This is a genomic window from Methylocystis sp. SC2 (genome assembly GCF_000304315.1).
Taxonomy (GTDB): domain Bacteria; phylum Pseudomonadota; class Alphaproteobacteria; order Rhizobiales; family Beijerinckiaceae; genus Methylocystis.
This window is the reverse complement of record NC_018485.1, coordinates 3,104,076-3,124,040: the sequence shown is the minus strand read 5'-3', so window position 1 is coordinate 3,124,040 and position 19,965 is coordinate 3,104,076. Positions and strand designations below refer to the sequence as shown.

Below are 19,965 nucleotides of genomic sequence, written 5' to 3'. Positions count from 1 at the left end.
CGACGCCGATGCGCCTGCGACCCTACGCCGCCATTGCGCTCACGCTGACGCTGGGCGGCGTATCGGCCGACTCCGCATTCGCGCGCACGCATCATCCTGTCGGACGCACGGCGCCGCCCGCGACGCAGGCGGAGCCGGCGCAAACCCCTCAGCCGGCGCCACGGCCGGCGCCGCAATCGCCGGAGACATCCGCCGCGCAATCGACCAATGAGAAACCTGCGCCCGCGATCGGCCTTTATCAGGCGAACGAGACATATCTTCGCGCGCCTGTGACGACCCTTCTGCCCGGCGATCCGCCGCCGCAGCCCCCGATCGACAATCCTGTGAAAGGCGACCCGCAAGCCCTGCAGCGGGGCATGTCCTATTTCACCACTTTCAACTGCGTCGGCTGCCACGCGCCAAATGGCGGCGGCGGCATGGGGCCTGCGCTCAGCAACCGCATCTTCATCTACGGCGGCGAGCCGGTGAACATCTATCTCAGCATTTATCATGGCCGGCCCAATGGCATGCCTGCATGGGGCGCCATGCTGTCCAACGAGATCATCTGGGACCTCGTCGCCTATGTGGAGAGCATCAGCCAGGCGCCGAGCAAAGGTTGGGGGCGAACGATCTCGCGCGATGCGCTGAAGATCGAACAGACTCCCGCCGAATTCATCGAGACCGCTAAGCCCTGGAGTTACACGCAGCGTTTCAACTTTGGCCAAAAGCCGGGCGGCCGCCGTCCATGAGACATCGGCCTTATACGGCGCTCACCCTGAACTGCCCCTGGCCTGAACAGAGCGCTCTGCGCAAAGGCGCCGCCGCGTCTACGACGTTCTGCGCAGTTCTCGCACTATGCTTGGCGTTGTCGGCGCGCCAGAGCGAAGCCTCGGAGTCGTTGAGCGGGCCGGTCGCTGGCGATCCGGCGCGCGGCGCCGCCGAGATCCGAGACGTTGGTTGCGGCTCCTGCCACAAGATTCCTGGTATCGCTGGGGCCGACGGGCGCGTGGGTCCGCCGCTCGACTTCATCAGCAGGAGAATCTATCTCGCCGGCGTTCTCCGCAACACGCCGCAAAATATGATGGCGTGGCTTCAGGACCCTCAGAAATTCGTGCCGGGGAACGCCATGCCCAATATGAATCTGAGCGAAGAGCAAAGTCGCAATATCACGGCATATCTTTACACGCTGAAATAGTTTCATGAGAGCCGCGGCGAATGAACGTCGCCTCGATCAGTCTTCGCACGCGAACGCCGGCCCCGGAACAAAGCCTTGACCCGCCGGTTGATCGCGCGGGGCGCCGTTCACGAGGGAGCTGAACTGTGCGGCACAAGATCGGCGTCCTGACATTTCATCGCTGCGTCAACTACGGCTCCTACTGGCAGGCGCGATGCCTCCTTGAGTGGCTGGAGCGGCGCGGCCACGCCGCTGTGCTCCTTGACCATGTGTCCGAAGCCGTACGACGCGCGGAGCTCCAATGCGCGCTGTCGCCGGCGCTGCCGACCGCGACGCGCAGCGAGGATATCCCGCGCTATGTTCAAAAAATTCGAGCCTTCCGCTGCGCTGTGCAGCGCCTGCCGAGATCGGCGCGCTTTCCGCTTGATCAACCTCAGAAGAGCGAAACCTGCGAGATCGTTCTTGTGGGCAGCGACGAAGTCTTCAACCTGGATCACCCCTGGTACGGCGGCTGGCCGCTGTTCTTTGGAGAAGGCGTTCCTGGTCTGCGGCGCGCCGCCTATGCGGCGAGCTTCGGAAATTATCAGCGTGACTATATTGGCGCCCCATGGCGAAATTGGCTCGCGAATTTCGAAGCCATATCGGTGCGCGAGGAAAGCGGGAGACGGCTTCTCGAAGACGTGGATTCGCCAGCGCCGGAGCTGGCGCTCGACCCTTGTCTGCTCTCCCCGCCGGCGCCCGGCGACAGCGATCCGGCCGGCGCCGAGCGTCGCTACCTTGCTGTTTACGGTCACGGCTTTCCAGAGTGGTTCACGCAGCGCGTGATTGGCTTAGCGCGTCGGCAGGGCTTGCGTCTCGTCAGCGTCGGCTACCGCAATGACTGGGCGGACGAGCAGAGGATTGAGGCGGGCCCCGAAGCCTTTCGCGCGCTCATGTCGAGCGCCGCGGCGGTGGCGACCAATTTCTTTCACGGCTGCGTCTTCGCGCTGCTCGACCGAAAGCCTTTTGCATGCGCCGCGTCCCGCTATCGCGCCAACAAGGTGCGCGATCTCGCCGCTCTGCTTGGCGCTCATCGGCACCTCGTGCCGGAGTCTGCGCCGCACGCTCTCGACGAGGCGATGGCGGCTCCGCCGGACGCCTCGGTCTATGCGCGGATTTCCCTGATGCGCGCGCGTTCCGAGGCGTTTCTCGATCGCATTCTGGCGTGAGGGCGCGCAGTGAACGACGAAGGTCCACGCCTCACCGCCGACGCGATGCGCCGCTCCGGACTGTGCGTCGGCTGCGGGGCCTGCGCCGGCGACGGCGTCGCGTTAACTTTGGATCGCTATGGAGAGCTGGCGCCGCGAAGCGCAGCGCGCGCCGGCGCGAATCGTAACGTCGCGCATATCTGTCCATTTTCTCCGCACGCAGCCGATGAGGACGATATTTCGACCCGGCGTTTCGCACACGCTGCGTCGAGCCACCCGCTGATCGGCCGTTTCGAAGCCGCCTATGTCGGACATGCGGCGGAGGACGGCTTTCGCGCAGCGGGGAGCTCTGGCGGATTGGTGAGCTGGGTCGCCGTCGAGCTGTTGCGGAGGGGACTTGTCGACGGCGTGGCGCATATCGCCGCCGTGCAAAGTCCCCCGCCCGACGGCCGATTGTTCGACTATCGCCTGTCGCGCAACGTCGAGGATGTGCGCGCGGGAGCGAAGTCCCGCTACCATCCGGTGGAGCTTTCGCGGGTGATCGCCGAGATACGCGAGACGCCAGGGCGCTACGCCGTGGTCGGCGTTCCTTGCTTCATCAAGGCGATCCACCTGCTGCGTCGTCGCGATCCGCTGCTTCGCGCGCGCATCGCCTTCCTGTTGGGATTGTTCTGCGGCCACATGAAAAGCGCGCGCCTCGGCGAGAGCTTCGCCTGGCAGCTCGGCGTTCCGCCCGGGCGGATGACGGGCATCGACTATCGACTCAAAAATCCCGAGCGCCCCGCCAATTGGTATCGCGCCCACATCTCGCATTTGGACGGCGCGCCGCGCGAAGAGGACTGGTGGAATCTCGTCGACGGCGACTGGGGCGCTGGATTCTTCCAGAATTCCGCTTGCGAATTCTGCGACGACGTGGTCGCGGAGACCGCGGACATCTCCTTCGGCGACGCTTGGCTTGAGCCCTACGCTTCGGATGGCCGCGGCGTGAATGTCGTCGTCGTTCGATCGCCCTTGATCCAGAGCCTTCTCGAGCGCGCCATCAAGGAAGCCAGGGTGGAGCTTCAGGAGGTGGACGCCGACTTCGTCGTGCGCACGCAGGATGCGGGCCTGCGGCACCGGCGGGAGGGCCTCGCCTATCGGCTCGCTCTGCGAGTCAAAGGCCGCCGAGCCATACAGCCGCGAAAGCGGATTGCGCCCGATCGCAATCTCCCGTTCCGGCGCAAACTCGTCTATCGCGCGCGACGCCATATCGCCGTGTGGAGTCATCGCGTCTACCTACTCGCCCGGCGCCTCGACGCGCTTTGGATCTATCTGCTTTGGGCGCGCGCCGCGGCCGCCGCCTATGGTGCGCTGACCTACGGACGAGGCCCGCTCGGAACGGCCTTCGATCAAGTTGAGCGCTTGAGCCGATCATTGGGTCTCATGCGCGACGCAGGCGCGCCTTCGTCACGAGCGAAGTCGCGACGAATGGAACAACATGACGCGCCCGAGGTTTGATCCTGTGTAGTTCCTTAGAGCAGGTTCCGAAAAAGTTGACAGACTTTTTCGATGAGAACCTGCTCCAACGTTTTGATTTTGAGCGCTTCCTTATCGATCACATGATTCCATGTGATCGGGAAGCGCTCTAGGTCTCGGCAACAGCGGAGCGGAAACTGGGCGCGCGAAAACTCCGCATAGCGATCGTCGGCGTGGGCAATTGCGCGTCCTCGCTGGTGCAGGGCATCGCTTATTACGGCCGGGCCTCCGCCGACGCGCAGGCGCCCGGCCTGATGACGCCCAACCTCGGCGGATATCGCGTGGCGGACATTGAGGTCTCCGCGGCCTTCGACGTCAGCGCGACAAAGGTGGGGCGCGACGTTTGCGAGGCGATTCACGCCGCGCCCAACAACACCCACATATTCGCTCAGGCGCCGCCGATCGGCGTGAGGGTCCTCCGGGGGCCGACGCTCGACGGGATCGGCCGATACCTCGAGGATGTCATCGAGGAATCCGACGCGCCTGTCTGCGATGTCGCGCGCGTGCTGCGGGAAACGCGCACCGATGTGCTGATCTGCTATTTGCCGGTCGGATCGCAGCGCGCGGCGGAATGGTATATGGAGCAGGCGCTCGCGGCGCATTGCGGGGTGGTCAACTGCTTGCCGGTGTTCATCGCCTCGCGTCCCGAATGGCGGGCGAGATTCGAGGCGAAAGGCCTGCCGATCATCGGCGACGATATTAAGAGTCAGGTCGGCGCGACCATCGTTCACCGCGTGCTCGCCAACCTCTTCGCCGAACGCGGCGTCAAACTCGATCGCACCTACCAGCTCAACGTCGGCGGAAATGCCGACTTTCAGAACATGTTGGAGCGCGAGCGGCTCGTTTCGAAGAAAATTTCCAAAACGCAGTCTGTGATCAGCCAGTGTCCTGAACCGCTAGCCGACGGCGACATCCACATCGGTCCCAGCGACTTCGTGCCTTGGCTCACGGATCGGAAGCTTGCGTTCATCCGACTTGAGGGCACGGCGTTCGGCGGCGTTCCCATATCGGCGGAAGTGAAGCTGGAAGTCTGGGATTCGCCCAACTCCGCCGGCATCGTCATCGACGCGGCGCGGTGCGTAAAGCTCGCCATGGATCGTGGCGAGGCCGGCGCGCTCATCGGACCCTCGAGCTATTTCATGAAATCTCCGCCGCAGCAGTTCACCGACGCGGAGGCGCGCGAGCGCACACAGCGCTTCATCGACGGCGCCGACGCGCCGCCAGCGCGCCTGAGACTGCAGGCGTGAGCGTGATTCTTCTCGTACGACATGCGGCCTATGACGACATAGGCGGATTTCTAGCCGGCCGTTCGCCCGGCGTTGGACTTGGCGCGACGGGGCGCGCCCAGGCGGCGCGACTCGCCGCACGCCTGCGGCGCGAACGGCTCGATATGGTCGAAGCGAGCCCCAGGGAGCGCACGCAGGAAACCGCGCGGGCGATCGCCGACGCCAGCGGGCTCGCGGAGCCGCGGACGGTTGACGCTCTTGACGAGATCGATTTCGGCCGATGGTCAGGCCAGGAGTTCGCCCGACTCGACGCCGATCCGCTTTTTCGCGCATGGAATGAGGCGCGGGCGACGGCGCGCACGCCCGCCGGCGAGAGCATGAGCGACGTTCAGACGCGGATCGTGCGGCACATGGAAGTGTTGACGCGCGCGCCAAACGCCGCATGCATCGCGCTCGTCAGCCATGCCGACGTGATCAAGGCCGCGGTCTGTTACGTGCTCGGGCTGCCGCTCGACGCTTACCGTCTCTTCGACGTCGACCCCGCCTCGATCACGAAAGTCAGAGCTGGTCCGACAGGCATGCGGCTCGCCGGCCTGAACGAAGTCGTGTGGTGAGGGGACTTAATCCCGCGAGGCGCGCATGAATTTCTCGACCGAACAGATCCAGGCGCAGGTCGCAGCGCTCGGCCCCTGGTTTCACAATCTCGACCTCGGCGGAGTAAAGACGGCCCCCGACCATTTTCTCGGAGATTATCCACGGACGAAGTGGCGACGCTTCGCCGACAGCATTCCGCAGGATCTCACCGGCTGCTCCGTTCTCGACATCGGCTGCAACGCGGGATTCTACAGTCTCGAAATGAAGCGGCGCGGCGCCGATCGCGTGCTCGGCATCGATTTTGACGACGCCTATCTCGCTCAGGCGAAATTTGCCGCCGAAGTCTCCGGGCTCGACGTGCGGTTCGAGAAACTATCGGTCTATGACGTCGCGGGCCTTCAGGAGCGTTTCGACGTCGTCCTCTTCATGGGCGTGCTCTACCATCTGCGCCATCCGCTTCTCGCGCTGGATCTCGTGCGCGAACACGTGGTGGGCGGCATGATGGTGTTTCAGTGCATGTTGCGCGGGAGCATGCAGGTGGAGGAGACGCCTAAGGACGCCGCCTTCTTCGCGACGGATGCATTCGATGCGCCCAGCTATCCCAAGCTGCACTTCATTGAACATCGCTATGCGCACGATCCGACAAATTGGTGGGCGCCGAACCGCGCCTGCGTCGAAGCGATGCTGCGCTCGTCCGGATTCGAACTGATCGGTCACCCGGAAGAGGAGGTCTATTTGTGCAAATGCGCGGGACGTCCCGCGGGAGAGGGCGCGGTCTATCCGGCGCGGGGGGCGTCCGCATGATCGAAGCGGCGATGATCTGGAACGAACCCAACAACAAGTCGCATTGGGATCCCGAGCTCGATCCTGATTGGACGCTCTTCGCCGAAATGGCGATCCTCGCCGGTCAGGCGATCCGCGCCGAGAACGCCGATCTGACGCGAGTGCTCGGCGGCATTTCGCCCATCGATCCGGGTTTCATTGCGAACATGAAGGCGCGCGGGGTGCTGGACCACGTGGACGCTGTGGCCGTGCACGGCTTTCCGCTGGATTGGAACCTGTGGCAGATCCAGGAGTGGCCCACGAAAATCGCGGAAATCAAGGCGATCACCGACTTGCCCGTCTGGGTGAGCGAGGTTGGCGTTTCGAGCTTCGGCGCCGACGAGGTTCAAGCCTGGGGCATGGCGCGCACCGCCGAACTTCTAAGGGGACGCGCTCCCCGCCTTCACTGGTACAGCCTGTTCGATCTTCCCGAGGCCTGGGGCGCCACGACGCGCCACAAGGAAGCGGAAGGCTCCTCATACTATCGGCACTTCCACATGGGGCTCATCCGCGCCGACGGAACGCCAAAGCCGGCCCTCGACGTCTTCGCGCGGCATACGCCGGCTTTCGGCCTCGTCCAATGGTTCCATTTCGAGGACCCGCGCCTCGACGAAGCCGTCGCTTGGATGAAGCGTCTCGGCGTCACCGATCTGCGCACCGGCCTGTCATGGGCGGACAGCTTCCAGCCTGGCGCCGACGCCTTTTTCGACCGGATGATGCGGTCGCTCGAAGATTTCAACGTGACCGTCACCTTCTGCTTTACGCCCGAGCATCGCGGGCTTGCGCCGCATCACACCAGCGCTCCCGCGGCGCCTGAGGAATTTGCGGAATTCTGCGCGCGTATGGTCCGACGATATGCGGGGTCGGCGCGCGCGACGGAAAGCTGCGAGGCGCAGCTCGCGTTGCGATAGATTTTGGAGTCGATTCGGCCTCTGACATCGCACATCGATGCGTTCCAGGAGGCCGCTCTACCTCGGGCCGAGAGTCTGCAATGGCCTGCATGTCTGGCCGAGCCCTAGAATTGACTGTGTATCATCAAAGTCACAGCGATTGAGGAATATCGTCGCTTCTCGTCTCGCTGGTTGCGTTGGAGCTCTAATGATGATCATAAGAGCCTTTGCACATTTAACTCTCTTCGAGAGTTCTTTTTCGAGATCCAACCATGTTTCAGCACCGCAAAGAGATTTTTAAGTCCATCTCGGCTCTGACCGCTACGGCGATCGCAGCATGGAGCATCGCAGGCTGCATACCGATAGAGGCTCAAGGGCTCATCGGCCATCCGAACAAGAAGGCGTTGTTCTATGCAGTCGTTCGAGGCGTGCAGTGCGAGATAAGAAAAGCGGTTTACAGTCAGGTGAATGACCCGGTGTTTGGGCGTCGCCTGGAATGGCTTAGAAATTGGTCGTCGCTGATGCATTTTAAGTTCACTTTTGACACGCTGGGTTCCTTCAATCCCGGCGTCACGTTTCACACTCCCAATCTTCCCCTCGCACATATCTGGCACGCGCCTGACTTGCTCGAGGACCAGACGATGACATTGCCGCGAAACGTTGGGCAAAGCTACGATTTTGGCTTGGGCGCGGGGGTTTCTGCTGATGCAGTGCGTGTCGAAGACGTTGAGTTTTTCTATCCGTTCAATAAGGATTTCTGGCTCACGGCGGAGCGAGATTCAGGAGAAGGCTGTTATCGCATCGGAGGCTTCACGATTGGGAACGATCTGAAGTTGCGGGAATGGCTCGACGATGTGCTGGAGCCGATAAAGAGGTGCGCCTTCATCGGCGTGCCGGCGAGGCGAGAGTCAACCGTCGTTCCAATTCTAGGCTATGATATCGGCTCAGACAGTGATGATGAGGGCCTATGTCCTCCAGAATTTATAAAGGAGTTGGGATATTCTAAGGACAATCCGATAAAGACGTTTTCGCACGACGTATCCTTCATCGTCGAATTTTCGGCGAGCGCGACGCCCACGTGGAACCTGGTTCGCATCTCAACGTCATCAGCGCCTTTGTTTGCGGCGAGGCGTAAAGACACATTTGAGTTGATCATTACGCTCGGCTCCCCGGATACGGAAACAGTGATCGCGAGAAAAGAGAAGGGAGACCGGTCGCACTTCCTACCGGTTACATCAATTCGACCGTCGCAGTCGATGATCAATCGTGATCTCTCTATGCAGATTGGCTCCGCGGTGAGAGACGCCTTGCGGCAGTAGCAGACACGCGAGATCGATGACGGCTCACCCAGCCGCCGGTCCCCGGAGTTCGCCAGCGGGCGCGCCGGACTTCTCCCTGCGCGTGCGCCGTTTGGTGAGCGGCAGCTGCGCGGCTTCCCGCGCGGCGACTTCCGCGAAATGGGCGATCGTGCGCTTCAGCCCGACCGGCAGCGGCACTTGCGGCGTCCATCCGAGCACCTTGCGCGCGATCGAGATATCCGGTCGGCGTCGCCGGGGATCATCGACCGGCAGCGGGCGATAGGAAATGGCCGAATGCGTGCCGGTGAGACGCACCACTTGCTCGGCCAATTCCTTGACTTTCAGCTCCGCCGGATTCCCCAGATTGATCGCCCCGCGATAATCGCCCTCGTGCAACATCAACCGGATGAGGCCTTCCACCAGATCGTCGACATAGCAGAAGGAGCGGGTCTGTTCCCCGCTGCCATAGATGGTGATGTCGTCTCCCGACAAGGCTTGGGTGATGGCGTTGGAGACCACGCGCCCATCGTCGGCGCGCATGCGCGGACCATAAGTGTTGAAGATGCGCGCCACGCGCGCGTCGCCGCGCTTCGCCCTGAAATAATCGAAGGTCAGCGTCTCGGCGGCGCGCTTGCCTTCGTCGTAGCAGGCGCGCGGACCCGTGGGATTGACGTGGCCCCAATAGCTCTCCTGCTGGGGATGCACCTGCGGGTCGCCATAGACCTCGCTGGTGGAGGCGAGCAGGAACCTCGCCGCGTGCGCCTGGGCGAGGGCGAGAAGATGATGCGTCCCGACGACGCTGGTCATCAGCGTGTGTTCCGGATTGGCCTGGTAGTGCGGGGGCGAGGCGGCGCAAGCGAGATTGAAGATATAGGACAGTCGGCAGCCGGATCGGGTCAGCCTCGCCGGCGGCGGATCGGTGACGTCGGCCTCGATAAGGTCGAAGCGCGGTTCGCGTTCGAGGTGCCGCAAATTTTCATAGCGGCCGGTGATGAAATTATCGAGCCCGAGGACACGCCATCCGCGCGCAAGCAGCGCATCGGTCAGATGCGATCCGATGAAACCCGCGCCCCCGGCGACTAGCGCGATGTTTTCGTTTGCGTAGGCCATGGCAACTCCTTCCACTGGTCGCCGGTCATGCGGGAGCGGCGGCGTACTGTCGCGCCGCGGCCGCGATGTATTGGGCGAGTTCGCTCGCCCGGTGAGCCGCCGTGTGGGCGCCAAGGACGCGCGAACGAGCGCGGTGCGCCATTGCGATTCGTTCGGGAGTCTCACGGGTGCGAAGCGAATGCAGCACGTCGTCGGCGCAGCGCCCGATGAGGATCTCGTCGCCCGGCGCGAACAGGGTCTCAAGGCCCTCCCAAGCGTCGGAGATGATGGGCGTTCCACAGGCGGCGGCTTCGAACAGGCGAACGCTCGGGCTAAAGCCGGCGCGCACCATGTCCTGACGCGTGACGTTCAGGGTGAACCGGCACTCCCCGTAGAAGGCCGCATGCTCATCCGGCGGAATGTGGTCGATCCGCAAGACGTTTTCCGGCCACTCGATGTCAGCTGGATAGAGCGGACCGGCCACGGCGAAAATCATGTCCGGCGCGCGCCGCGCCGGCTCGATGAGCAATTCCTCCAGCATCGGTTGCCGGTCCTCCGCATAGGTGCCGAGATAGCCGAGGTCGAAGCGAGGCGCGACCTCGAGCGGCCGATAGGCCGCCGGATCCACGGCGCAATAGAGCGCGCGCGCCGCCTGCGCTCCGTAATCGCGTTCGATACGGCCAAGCGTCGGTCCGCCGGTGAAGGACAGATAGAGATCGAAGCCGGGGATCAGCTCAGGCGACAGATAGGGGCAATCATTATTTTCGAGCCGGGCGAGCGTCACCGGCGTGTCAATGTCATAGAAGGCGACGACGCCGCGCGCCTCCGCCTGTATGAACTTCGAGACGTCAACCCCATCGGGCACGTAGGAGCCCACCATCACCGCGCGCGACGCCGCGATCACATCGCGGAAGCCGGCGAGTTCGTCGAGGCTCCGGTAGAGGGCGAGTTCACAGAAATCCGGCGCATGAAGATCGCGGTTCGCAGCGTACCAAGGCTGATCCCGCTCAAGAAACAGGATGCGCCGGCCCTTCGCCGCATAGGCTTTCAGAAGCGCGCGGTAGGTGGTGGCGTGTCCGTTTCCCCAGGACGAGGACAGGCTGAGTCCGAGAACCACGAGATCGAAGCTCTTCATGCCAGAGCCCTTTCCCGCCTCTCGGCGATCGCGTCCCGCAAGATGGCGTCGACCTGCGCGGCGCGGCGCGCATAGGTATGCTCGGCGCGGATCCGCCGCCCCGCCGCCGCGCCAATGGCGCGCGCGCGCGCCGGAGTCAGCTCGGCAAGCTGGTTGGCGACGTCGAGGCCATCTCGCGCCACCAGAATTTCCTCGTCAGGCTTCAGGAACAGGTCGACGCCTTCCCAGGCGTCGGTGATGAGGCAGGCGTCGGCCCCGGCCGCCTCGAACACGCGAGTCGCCGGCGAGAAGCCCATCTCGGCCATGCTGTCCCGCGCGATGTTGAGCACGGCCAACGCGCTCGAGTTCAGAGCATTGTGGTCACGCGTATAGACATGGCCGATCTTGCGCACATTGGCGGGGACCGCGCGGTCATCCCACCCGTTGCCGCCGAGAAGAAAGAGCCGGTCCTTCAGCCGCGCGGCCGGCATGAGGAAAAAGCGGGTGACGCGCTCCTCGCGGTCCGGCAGGCGATTGCCGAGAAACGCCAGATCGCATGTGAACCGGGCGTCCGCAGGAACAGGGCGATGGGTGTCCGGATCGAGCGCGTTGTAGACCGGCTCGCAGCGCGCCGCCCCAAGGCTTTCATAGCTCTCGACCACGGGCGCGCCGCCCCCATAGGTGAGCACCATATCGAGGGCTGGCAGCATTCGCCGCAGCGGATGGGCGGGCGAGCGCCGAAGTTCGGCGAGCGTCGCGGGCGCGTCCACGTCCCAGAACAGCCGCAAAGCGCCGGGACGCGAGGCCGACACGACGCCTTCAAGGAGCGCGTCGTCGAAGACGCCGACGCCGCTCGCTTTGATCGTCACGTCGGCCGCGGCGGCCTCGGCGATCACGCGCCGCACGCCCTCAGTGGTGGCCGGATAGACCACGACATTGGCCCAGTCCGGCGGATCCAAGTCGCGATGCTGTTGCCGATCGAAGGCGTCTGGTTCGTAAAAGGTGACGGCGTGCCCAAGCGCCGCGAGATTCTTGATGAGGCCGCGATAATAGGTGGCGGCGCCGTTCCAATAGGAGGACAGCAGGCTCGATCCGTAGAAGGCGATCTTCATGCCGCGCTCTCCTCGAGCTTGGGGGAGAGGCGCGCGACGATCGCCATCAGCTCGGTCGCGCGGCGTTCGCACGTGTGGCGCGCTCTGACGGTTTCGAGGCCTCGCGCCGCAAGGCCGCGCCGCAGGTCTTCATCGTCTCGCAGCCGCGCAAGATGCGCGGCGCATTCAGCCGCGTCGCGCGCGACGAGATAATCTTCGCCCGGCGCGAAGAGACCTTCGCTGTCCTCCCAGGGCGCGCTGACCAGCGGGACGCCGCAGGCGAGCGCCTCGAAGACGCGGATCGTGGGGATGCCGGGCAGCGCCGTCGCATAAAATCTTCGCGGCACATGGACGGTGGCGATGTGCTTGGCGAAAACTTCGGGCGCTTGCGCATTGGCGAGCCAGCCACGGTAGCTGGCGCCATAGCCGCGCAGCCGCTCGAGGGCGGCCTGAGGATAGCGCACGCCATAGATGTCCAACGGCAGGCCTGCGTCGGCCGCCGGCTTCAGCAGGAATTCCTCGATTTCGCGGCTGCGCTCGCCATCCCCCCAATTGCCGATCCAGACCAGCCCCTGGCGAGCGGCCTCCTGCAGCGGCGGATGGAAGCGCCGCACGTCCGCCGCCTCATGCCAGACGAAGACACGATCGCCCCACCCCCACCGGCGATAGACGGCCGCCAGCGCCTCCCCAAAGGCAAGGACGCCGTCATACCCCGAAAGATCGAAGGCGCGGATGGCGTCGGGATCGCTGACCGCCCGGTGATGCGTGTCGTGGAACAGGAGGAGGAAGCGCCCGCCATCGGCGCGCATGCGTCCGAGCCTGGCGACGAGTTCTGGGTCATTCCATTCGTGCACGACGACGAGATCGGCGTCGCTGACGGCAGCCTCGATTTCCTCCATGAACGACCAACGCGCCGGCTTCAGCTCGGGATAGGCGGCGCGGAAGGGACGAAGCGCGACGTCGCCGTGATCGGCGAGAAGGTTCGCGAGGCTCCAGGACGACGCCGGCTCGAGCGGGAGCACCTTGTGGCCGGCGTGGACGAGCTCTCGCAGCACGCCGCGCAGAAAATGCGCATTGCCGTGATTCCAGCAGGACAGCAGCGAATGACTGAAATAGACGATCTTCATGCGGCCGCTCCGCCCAGGCGCGCGCGTTGCCGTCCGACGCGGATGACGAGCGCGCGATAGAGACTGGCCATGGCGCTGGCCATGGCGTCGAGATTGTAGACGCGCGCGCGCTCCGCAGCCGCGGCGCCAAGCCGCTGACGAAGCTCCGCACGCGCGCCGAGCCGATTGACGGCTTGGGCGAATCCCTTGGCGTCGCGCGGCGGAACGAACAGCGCCGCGCCCTCCCACAGCTCGCGGAAGGTTGGTATGTCGGCGAGAACGAGCGGGCATCCGGCTTGCGCCGCCTCCAGCGCCGACAGGCCGAAGGGCTCATAGAGCGCCGCCGAGACAAAGACCGGTCGGCGGGCGAGGCGATCGCGAATGGCGTCCGCGTCGAGGGGACCAAGCGCCATTGCGTGGCGAGGCGCAAAACGTTCGCCATGCGGCCCTTCGGCGGGACCGGCGAGAAGAAGCGGCGACGCCATGTCGGGCGCCGCCGCATCGAGCGTCGCGACGTTCTTGCCCTCATCCCAGAGCCGACCGGCGGTGAAGGCGAAAGGCGAAGCGTCCGTTGCGCCGGCATCGGGTCGCGCGGGCGGCGCTTCGCGTCCGTTGTGGATCACGAGCGGCCGCGCGCCATAGAGACGCCGGACCGCGCGCGCGTAGGCGTGGCTCGGGCAGACGAGAGCGTCGGTTCGGGCGACGCCGTCGCGCCACAGGCGCGTGCGCCAAACGAAGTCGGCCGGAAGCGGGCCGCCCTTGACGTCCGCCCACCAGCTCGCGAGGCAGGAATGCGCGACGCTAACGACGGGAGATGGATAGTCGGCGACCGCGAGGGACGGCGCATGCAACTGGACGATGTCGGCGCCTGCGCTGCGCGCGAGATCCGCGAGCCCCTCCGCCGCGGACGCAATGCTGTGCGCCGACGGCGCAAGCCAATCGAGCGGAAGATCGAGCCAGATGACGGAAAGTCCCGGCGTCGCCGCCGCGGCGTCGCGCTGGCGTTGGGACATAGCGGGGCCGAGAACCGCGAGCGTGGTGCGCACCTGCAGCGACGATAAGGCGCGTGCGAGATCGAGCGCGTAGGTGAAGACTCCGCCCACCGCATCCGCCGTCATGAAGAGGTTCAACGGCAATGCGCGCATGCCGCCTCCAATGCGCGCAGCGGGAGAGGATGTTCTTCCTGGATGTCGCTGAAACGGTCGAACTGGCGCAGGTAATATTCGTGCGCGCGCTCCCACGCGTCTCCGTCCGGCTCGCCCCACAGGCGGCGGTAATCTGGCGAAGACGGATAGGGATAGAGCGGCACGGGATCATTCGCCCAGACGCCCGATCCCCGCAACTTTTCCCGCCAACGCGAGACAAGGGATTCATCATCCGCCGGCGTCTCGATGAGATTGGCCTGCACGAAGGGAACGCGGCGCCGCGCATAAATGAGGCGCTCGGCGAGTTCGTCGGTGGACATGCGGCAGTTCTTGTCCAGCGCCGCCCGTCCTTCCGGCGTCAGGCTCTCGACACCGGCCTCGATCGAAACGCAGCCGGCCGCCCCGAGAAGATCCAGCATCTCGGGTTTCCACAGATCGATGCGGGTCTGGACGCCAAAGCGGGTTCGCCGCTCCACCAGCGCTTCCAGCAGGGCCTTCTGCGGCAGAAAAATCTCGTCGATAAAATAGAAATAGGCGACGCCCTGCCCAATCAGCCGATCGATCTCCGCGAGCAGCGGCGCGAGGTCGCGCCGGCGGTAGGCGTCGCGGAAGTCGATTTTGGCGCAGAAGCTGCAGTGATAGGGACAGCCGCGCGATGACTCCACCTCCGCGCCGGGGCCGTCGGGCTCGGCGTCGAAGCGATGATGGTGATGGCGATGCGCGTCGATCCAGGCGTCGGGCCAAGCGAGCGCAGGCAGATCGGTGAACGACGTCGCGCGCGGACCTCCGGTGATCCGGATCGCGTCGCCCTGCTTGAACGCGAGGCCGGAGATTTCGGCAAGCTCCCCGCCGGCGGCGATCTCCGTCAGCGCCTCCTCGCATTCGCCTCGCACGACGATGTCGACGCCGAGCTTGGCGAGCGCCGCGGCGGGGGTGACCGAGCCATGCGGTCCGACCGCGACGGTGCGCGCTCCGCAATCATCGAGAGCCAGCAGGAATGCGCGCGGCGCGCGCAGCTCCGGCGGCGCGCAGCGCCAGAAGAGATAGGACGGCGCAGTGGTCACCACGATGACGTCGGCGCCGAACGCCTTCACGTCGTCTGCGAGCTGGCGATCGGTCATCCCGAGGAGATGCCCGTCGTACATCGCGACGTCATGCCCGGCCTGCTCCAGCAACGCCTTGGAGGCGCCAAGCTCCAGAGGCAGATGCGGGGCGCGGCAGCCAAAATAGATCGAATGTTCGAAACTCCAGGGCGGATTGACGAGAGCGACGCGCATGCTCACGTCCCCACCTGTTCGAAGGCGGTGGGCGCGGAAAGCTCCGCATTTTCGTTCGACCTGATCCAGTCGGCGAGCCGCGCCATTCCTTCGCGCCAGCCGAGCGGCGCCGGGAGACCGAGCGCAGCGCGAACCTGCCGCGTGTCAGAGACGTAGTAGCGCTGGTCGCCCGCGCGCCAGGGCTGGAAGTCAATCGCCGCCTGGCGGTTCAGGAGAGCCTCGGCGCGCGCGATCACATCTCGGACAGTGACGGCGTTGGCGGCGCCGCCGCCAAGGTTGAAGGCGCGTCCGGCGATGCGCCCGATCCGGCGCCGCGCCTCGACATATGTCTGGACGGCGTCGTCCACGAACAGAATGTCGCGCACCTGATGGCCGTCGCCGAAGATCGTGATCGGCTCCCCGGCGGCGATCTTGAGCAGGAAATGCGCGACCCACCCCTGATCCTCGGTGCCCATCTGACGCGGGCCATAAATGCAGCTCATGCGCATCACGGCCGTCGGCAGTCCGAACGACCGGGCGTAATCGAGCACATATTGCTCGGCGGCTCCCTTCGAGCAGCCATAGGGCGTGTGGAAATCGAGCGGCTGACTTTCGGCGATGCCGCGCCTGGCCAACAATTCGTCGGCCGGACGATACGCACCGTCCTTGAGGTCGAGGGGAATGTTTGCGAGATCGCCGTACACTTTGTTGGTGCTCGCGAAGATCAGCGGCGTGCGAGTCGCTCGTGCGCGCAGGGCTTCGAGCAGTCCAAGCGTGCCCGCCGCGTTGACCGAGAAGTCTTCGCGCGGTTCGACGAGGCTCGTGGTCACGGCGACTTGCGCGGCGAAGTGGAAGACCGCGCTCGCGCTGCTCGCGGCGTCGGCGCAGGCTCCGAGGTCGCGCACATCCGCGGCCACCATGGAAATCTTGGAGGGATGTCGCGCCTTCAGCCAGTCGACATTGCGTTCGACGCCGTGGCGGGCAAGGCTGTCGAGCAGGAGCACATGTTCGCCGTCCTGCGCGAGCCGATCGGCGAGGTTGGCGCCAATGAAACCCGCGCCTCCGGTGATCAAAACGGGTGAAAGGCCAATCGGAGCGGGCGCCGCTAACGTCATGCGACCAGCCCCCGCGCTTCCAGCTCCCGCCGCGCCTCTTCCGCACGATCGACGGCGTGCTGCTGCGCCAGCCACTCCGCCAGTTCGGCGAGTCCCGCCGTGAAGTCGACAGCGGGCGCGAAGGAGAGTTCGGCCCGCGCCTTGGAGATGTCGGCGAAGCAATGACGGATGTCGCCCGTGCGGAATTTGCCGGTGACTTCCGGCGCGATCTGCGGCCGGTTCATCGCCTGCGCCAGCGACTGCGCGACCTCCAGCACCGACCGATCCTCGCCGCTGCCAATGTTGTAGACTTCCCCATCGGCGGCGGGCGCATCGAGCGCCAGGAGGAAAGCGCGCGCGACGTCGGAAACATGGACGAAATCGCGCCGCTGGCGCCCGTCCTCGAACACGAGCGGCGGCCGGCCATTGAGCAGCCGCGCGGCGAAGATGGCGAGCACGCCCGTATAGGGATTGGAGAGCGCCTGCCCGGGGCCGTAAACATTGAACAGACGCAGCGCGACGCTCTCCATGCCGTAGGCGCCGCATACGTTGAGAGTCAGACGCTCCTGCACATATTTGGTGAGCGCATACACCGAGGCCAGCGCCGGCCGTTTCCACTCCGGCGTCGGCATCGGGCGCAGCGGTTTTCCGGCGCCGTCGAGCAGATCCCAAGTTCCGGGCGTCACAGCCGAGCGTTCGACGTCCTCGACCGCTCGGCCTTCGGCGTCCTGGTAAAGCCCCTCTCCATAAATGCTCATGGAGGAGGCCACCACCACGCGCCGCACCGGCCGCTCAATGAGCGCTTGCAACAACACCGCCGTGCCGAGATCGTTCACGCCGACGTAGCGCTCGATCGCATACATGCTTTGGCCGACGCCCACCTCGGCGGCGAGATGAATCACCGCGTCGACGCCCTCGAGCGCTTCGGCGACGCGCCGAGCGTCGCGAATGTCGCCCACCATCAGTTCGGCGTCGTCGGGCAGGCTGGCGCTCGCGCGTCCGTGCACCTGATCAATGAGGCCGTCGAAGAGCCGCACGTCGTCGCCGCGGGCGACCAACGCGCGGGCGACATGGCTGCCGATGAAGCCGGCTCCGCCGGTGATGAGGACTTTCGCCATAGGCTCTATCCCGTCACTTGCCGTCGCGGCGGATGAGCTTATTGAAGCGACTGTCGTCTTCGTCCTGATAGAGGAAGGCAAGCTTGTTGCGCTCGAACGTCTCAAAGAATTCCGTCCAGGAAATCTTTTCCAGTCCCTCCTCCGCGGGGCCGAAATCAACGCGAAGCAGGCCGGCGTCGGACTTCCCTCCCGTTCCCTTTACGCGCGAGGGAGAGCCGCCTCGCGACTCCACCCATTTCCGAATAGCGTCGTGGTCGACGGTGGTTTTTCCTTCGGCCATGAACGGGTCTCCTCAAATTGCGCCTGAACCAGCTGCTGCTATTGCAGCTGAACCAGTGGCTACAGAGAAGGTTCCCACAAACGTATCGGAAAATGACAGTATTTCTTAACCTTGTGCTTACGCGAAAAGCTAAAGGACAAGTTTAACGACAGCAGATAAGCGTATTATCTTTGTCTGAGCTTATGGGGCCGCCGATCGCGTCGCGGCCTCTGCTTGCTGAAAGCGGAAAGATCAAGACGCACGCCTACATGCCGCGAGCGCGGCTCGCGCCGGCATGTCTCTCGTGCGGCCCGTTTGACGCTGTCGTCGCTTAACGCTGACTCTGCGCCTGAGCTGCGCTGTATAGATCAAGCAGCCCGATGGCGGCGACGGCGGCCACCGCGAGCCCGCTCGCCAGCTGGCGATTCCTACGAATGCTGTAGAGGCCTGGCGCGAGGGTCGCCATATCCAGCACATCGCCCGCAACGCGCGCCCAAAGCCACGGCGCTTTCTGGCGTGCGGCAAGTATGCCGACGCCGGCAAGAAATTCGCGCAGGCCATAGGCCTGCAGGAGGCTCCCATCGCCTTCGACGCCAACCATTCGGCCGACGCGGCGGGGCGCGAAGAGTTCGGCGAGTCCTATTGCGATCGAGAACCAGCCGAGAAAATTGGCCAGCTTCGAAGAGCGCGTTTCCTTCGTCACCAGAGCGGTCATTGCCTGCCTCAGCCATGTGCTGTCGACGTGTTGGACGCCGGCCGCCGCCGGCGTCCAAAGCTTGGTCATTCGGCGGGCGAGTGCCGCGCTTCGGCGCCGCCGCTGCTGCCCAGATCCGCGCCCGTCACAGGATTCGACCCGGGGTTGGATTTTGTTCGCGCGGCGTAATTGGCGAGGTCCTCGCTTTGCGACGATCCCAAATGCACGCTCGCCGCGCCGTCGCCGCCGTCAAGCGGAATGCCTCCGAGCACATCGTCCATGCGCTGCCAATTCTCGCCTGTGTTCCAGGGACCCTTGAGATCGGTCGCCCCCTGCGACGTGTTCACATAGAGATGCGAGAACTGTGGCATGCCGGGCATCTTGCCGGGCGGGAAGTTGGGTTGAATGGCGTAGAGCGCCTTCTCGAAGGAGATCTGATGGGCGATCTCACGCGTCATGAGGAAGCCGAGCGCCTCCTTTATCCCAGCGTCGTCGGTGACGTTGATGAGCCGCTCATACACGATCTTGGCGCGCGCTTCGGCGGCGATGTTGGATCGCAGGTCCGCCGTCGGCTCGCCGATCGTGTCGATATAAGCCGCGGTCCAGGGAACACCCGAAGAATTGGTCAGGCCCGCGCCGCCGCCGTACAAGATCGCCTGCGTGTGGCTGTCGGCGCCCTGCGTGACGGAGCGATACAGATCCGCCTCGGACTGCGTCGCCTCCGCAAGCTGGCCCTTGGCGCCCTTGTTCAGCATAGACACGATGCTGCCGATGATCTCGAGATGGCTGAGCTCCTCGGTGGCGATGTCGAAAAGCATGTCGCGTCGGCCCGGATCGTCTTCGGCGATCGCCTGCGTGAAATATCGCATCGCCGCCGCGAGTTCTCCCTGCGGACCGCCGAATTGTTCGAGCATCAGGCTGGCGAGCACCGGATTAGGCTCGGACACCCGAACCGTATATTGGAGTTTCTTGTTATGCGTGAACATGATTGCTCCTAGGCTCACGGTTCAAGCTCGTGGGAAACGGCGCAGCCGCATCGGCCCCGTCGGTATCAATGAACTTGCGGGAAGAGACTTCGTTCCTGATTCATTTAGGGGCATGCTTTTTTTACCGAGAGCGCGTTGCGCGCATGACGCTGAAACAGAGCGTTCCACACTTGAGCTTGCGCAGTCTTCCCGTGCAGTCGTTGCTGCGGAATGGAACACAGGCGTTGCCTGCGCGTTACGCGACAGAGGCAAGCGGAATTTACCAGTCGCCATGAGCTTACCCGTAGCAGGGACAAGGGCGAAAATGTCGGAGTGACGCGTTCGCCAC

20 protein-coding genes are annotated in these 19,965 nt (G+C 64.6%); 9 read left to right on the top strand and 11 right to left on the bottom strand.

The features are described 5' to 3' along the window. The first annotated feature begins 8 nt into the window (after positions 1 to 8). The 9 genes from BN69_RS15125 (at position 9) to BN69_RS15085 (ending at position 8,706) form a co-directional block, all read left to right on the top strand. Positions 9 to 728, top strand: a complete 720-nt coding sequence (locus BN69_RS15125; RefSeq protein ID WP_014892511.1) for a c-type cytochrome — start codon at positions 9 to 11, stop codon at positions 726 to 728. Beyond that, positions 725 to 1,174: a c-type cytochrome gene (locus BN69_RS15120; RefSeq protein WP_014892510.1), complete on the top strand. Its 450-nt coding sequence runs from the start codon at positions 725 to 727 to the stop codon at positions 1,172 to 1,174. The genes BN69_RS15125 and BN69_RS15120 overlap by 4 nt, the downstream gene beginning before the upstream one ends. Before the next feature lie 125 nt (positions 1,175 to 1,299). Then, entirely contained in the window at positions 1,300 to 2,361 is a 1,062-nt protein-coding gene (locus tag BN69_RS15115; protein ID WP_014892509.1) for a polysaccharide pyruvyl transferase family protein, read from the top strand. A 45-nt stretch (positions 2,362 to 2,406) separates the two neighbouring features. Then, complete coding sequence (locus BN69_RS15110) at positions 2,407 to 3,837, top strand: Coenzyme F420 hydrogenase/dehydrogenase, beta subunit C-terminal domain (protein WP_051013484.1); 1,431 nt, start codon at positions 2,407 to 2,409, stop codon at positions 3,835 to 3,837. A 191-nt stretch (positions 3,838 to 4,028) separates the two neighbouring features. Then, complete coding sequence (locus BN69_RS15105; RefSeq protein WP_014892507.1) at positions 4,029 to 5,102, top strand: inositol-3-phosphate synthase; 1,074 nt, start codon at positions 4,029 to 4,031, stop codon at positions 5,100 to 5,102. Between the two features lie 2 nt (positions 5,103 to 5,104). Beyond that, positions 5,105 to 5,695 carry a histidine phosphatase family protein gene (locus tag BN69_RS15100; RefSeq protein ID WP_014892506.1) on the top strand — a complete coding sequence of 197 codons (591 nt, stop codon included), beginning with the start codon at positions 5,105 to 5,107 and terminating at the stop codon, positions 5,693 to 5,695. Positions 5,696 to 5,720: 25 nt separating this feature from the next. Further along, the gene (locus BN69_RS15095) at positions 5,721 to 6,479 is read left to right on the top strand and encodes a TIGR04290 family methyltransferase (RefSeq protein ID WP_014892505.1); all 759 of its coding nucleotides are present in this window, start codon (positions 5,721 to 5,723) and stop codon (positions 6,477 to 6,479) included. Continuing rightward, positions 6,476 to 7,408: a glycoside hydrolase 5 family protein gene (locus BN69_RS15090; RefSeq protein WP_014892504.1), complete on the top strand. Its 933-nt coding sequence runs from the start codon at positions 6,476 to 6,478 to the stop codon at positions 7,406 to 7,408. Before BN69_RS15095 ends, BN69_RS15090 begins: the two co-directional genes overlap by 4 nt. A gap of 251 nt (positions 7,409 to 7,659) precedes the next feature. Continuing rightward, the gene (locus BN69_RS15085) at positions 7,660 to 8,706 is read left to right on the top strand and encodes a hypothetical protein (protein ID WP_014892503.1); all 1,047 of its coding nucleotides are present in this window, start codon (positions 7,660 to 7,662) and stop codon (positions 8,704 to 8,706) included. Positions 8,707 to 8,730: 24 nt separating this feature from the next. On the opposite strand, the gene BN69_RS15080 is transcribed toward BN69_RS15085, so the two are convergent. The 11 genes from BN69_RS15080 to BN69_RS15030 form a co-directional block, all read right to left on the bottom strand. After that, positions 8,731 to 9,795: a UDP-glucuronic acid decarboxylase family protein gene (locus BN69_RS15080; RefSeq protein ID WP_014892502.1), complete on the bottom strand. Its 1,065-nt coding sequence runs from the start codon at positions 9,793 to 9,795 to the stop codon at positions 8,731 to 8,733. Positions 9,796 to 9,820: 25 nt separating this feature from the next. Then, entirely contained in the window at positions 9,821 to 10,909 is a 1,089-nt protein-coding gene (locus BN69_RS15075) for a CgeB family protein (RefSeq protein WP_014892501.1), read from the bottom strand. Further along, positions 10,906 to 12,000, bottom strand: a complete 1,095-nt coding sequence (locus BN69_RS15070; protein ID WP_014892500.1) for a CgeB family protein — start codon at positions 11,998 to 12,000, stop codon at positions 10,906 to 10,908. The genes BN69_RS15075 and BN69_RS15070 overlap by 4 nt, the downstream gene beginning before the upstream one ends. Beyond that, positions 11,997 to 13,106 (bottom strand): CgeB family protein, encoded by a 1,110-nt coding sequence (locus BN69_RS15065; RefSeq protein ID WP_014892499.1) that lies wholly within the window; start codon positions 13,104 to 13,106, stop codon positions 11,997 to 11,999. The genes BN69_RS15070 and BN69_RS15065 overlap by 4 nt, the downstream gene beginning before the upstream one ends. Next, positions 13,103 to 14,230, bottom strand: coding sequence for a glycosyltransferase family 4 protein (locus BN69_RS15060; protein WP_041926997.1), 1,128 nt, complete (start codon positions 14,228 to 14,230; stop codon positions 13,103 to 13,105). The genes BN69_RS15065 and BN69_RS15060 overlap by 4 nt, the downstream gene beginning before the upstream one ends. Further along, entirely contained in the window at positions 14,212 to 15,507 is a 1,296-nt protein-coding gene (locus tag BN69_RS15055) for a TIGR04295 family B12-binding domain-containing radical SAM protein (RefSeq protein WP_014892497.1), read from the bottom strand. The genes BN69_RS15060 and BN69_RS15055 overlap by 19 nt, the downstream gene beginning before the upstream one ends. 2 nt (positions 15,508 to 15,509) lie before the next feature. After that, the gene (locus tag BN69_RS15050) at positions 15,510 to 16,601 is read right to left on the bottom strand and encodes an NAD-dependent epimerase/dehydratase family protein (protein WP_014892496.1); all 1,092 of its coding nucleotides are present in this window, start codon (positions 16,599 to 16,601) and stop codon (positions 15,510 to 15,512) included. Next, entirely contained in the window at positions 16,598 to 17,698 is a 1,101-nt protein-coding gene (locus tag BN69_RS15045) for an NAD-dependent epimerase/dehydratase family protein (RefSeq protein ID WP_014892495.1), read from the bottom strand. The genes BN69_RS15050 and BN69_RS15045 overlap by 4 nt, the downstream gene beginning before the upstream one ends. A 13-nt stretch (positions 17,699 to 17,711) precedes the next feature. Further along, positions 17,712 to 17,978 (bottom strand): hypothetical protein, encoded by a 267-nt coding sequence (locus tag BN69_RS15040; protein WP_014892494.1) that lies wholly within the window; start codon positions 17,976 to 17,978, stop codon positions 17,712 to 17,714. Between the two features lie 310 nt (positions 17,979 to 18,288). Next, a complete protein-coding gene (locus BN69_RS15035; protein ID WP_014892493.1) occupies positions 18,289 to 18,741 on the bottom strand; it encodes a hypothetical protein in 453 nt (150 codons plus the stop codon). Next, positions 18,738 to 19,637: a manganese catalase family protein gene (locus BN69_RS15030; protein WP_014892492.1), complete on the bottom strand. Its 900-nt coding sequence runs from the start codon at positions 19,635 to 19,637 to the stop codon at positions 18,738 to 18,740. The genes BN69_RS15035 and BN69_RS15030 overlap by 4 nt, the downstream gene beginning before the upstream one ends. Between the last annotated feature and the right edge of the window lie 328 nt (positions 19,638 to 19,965).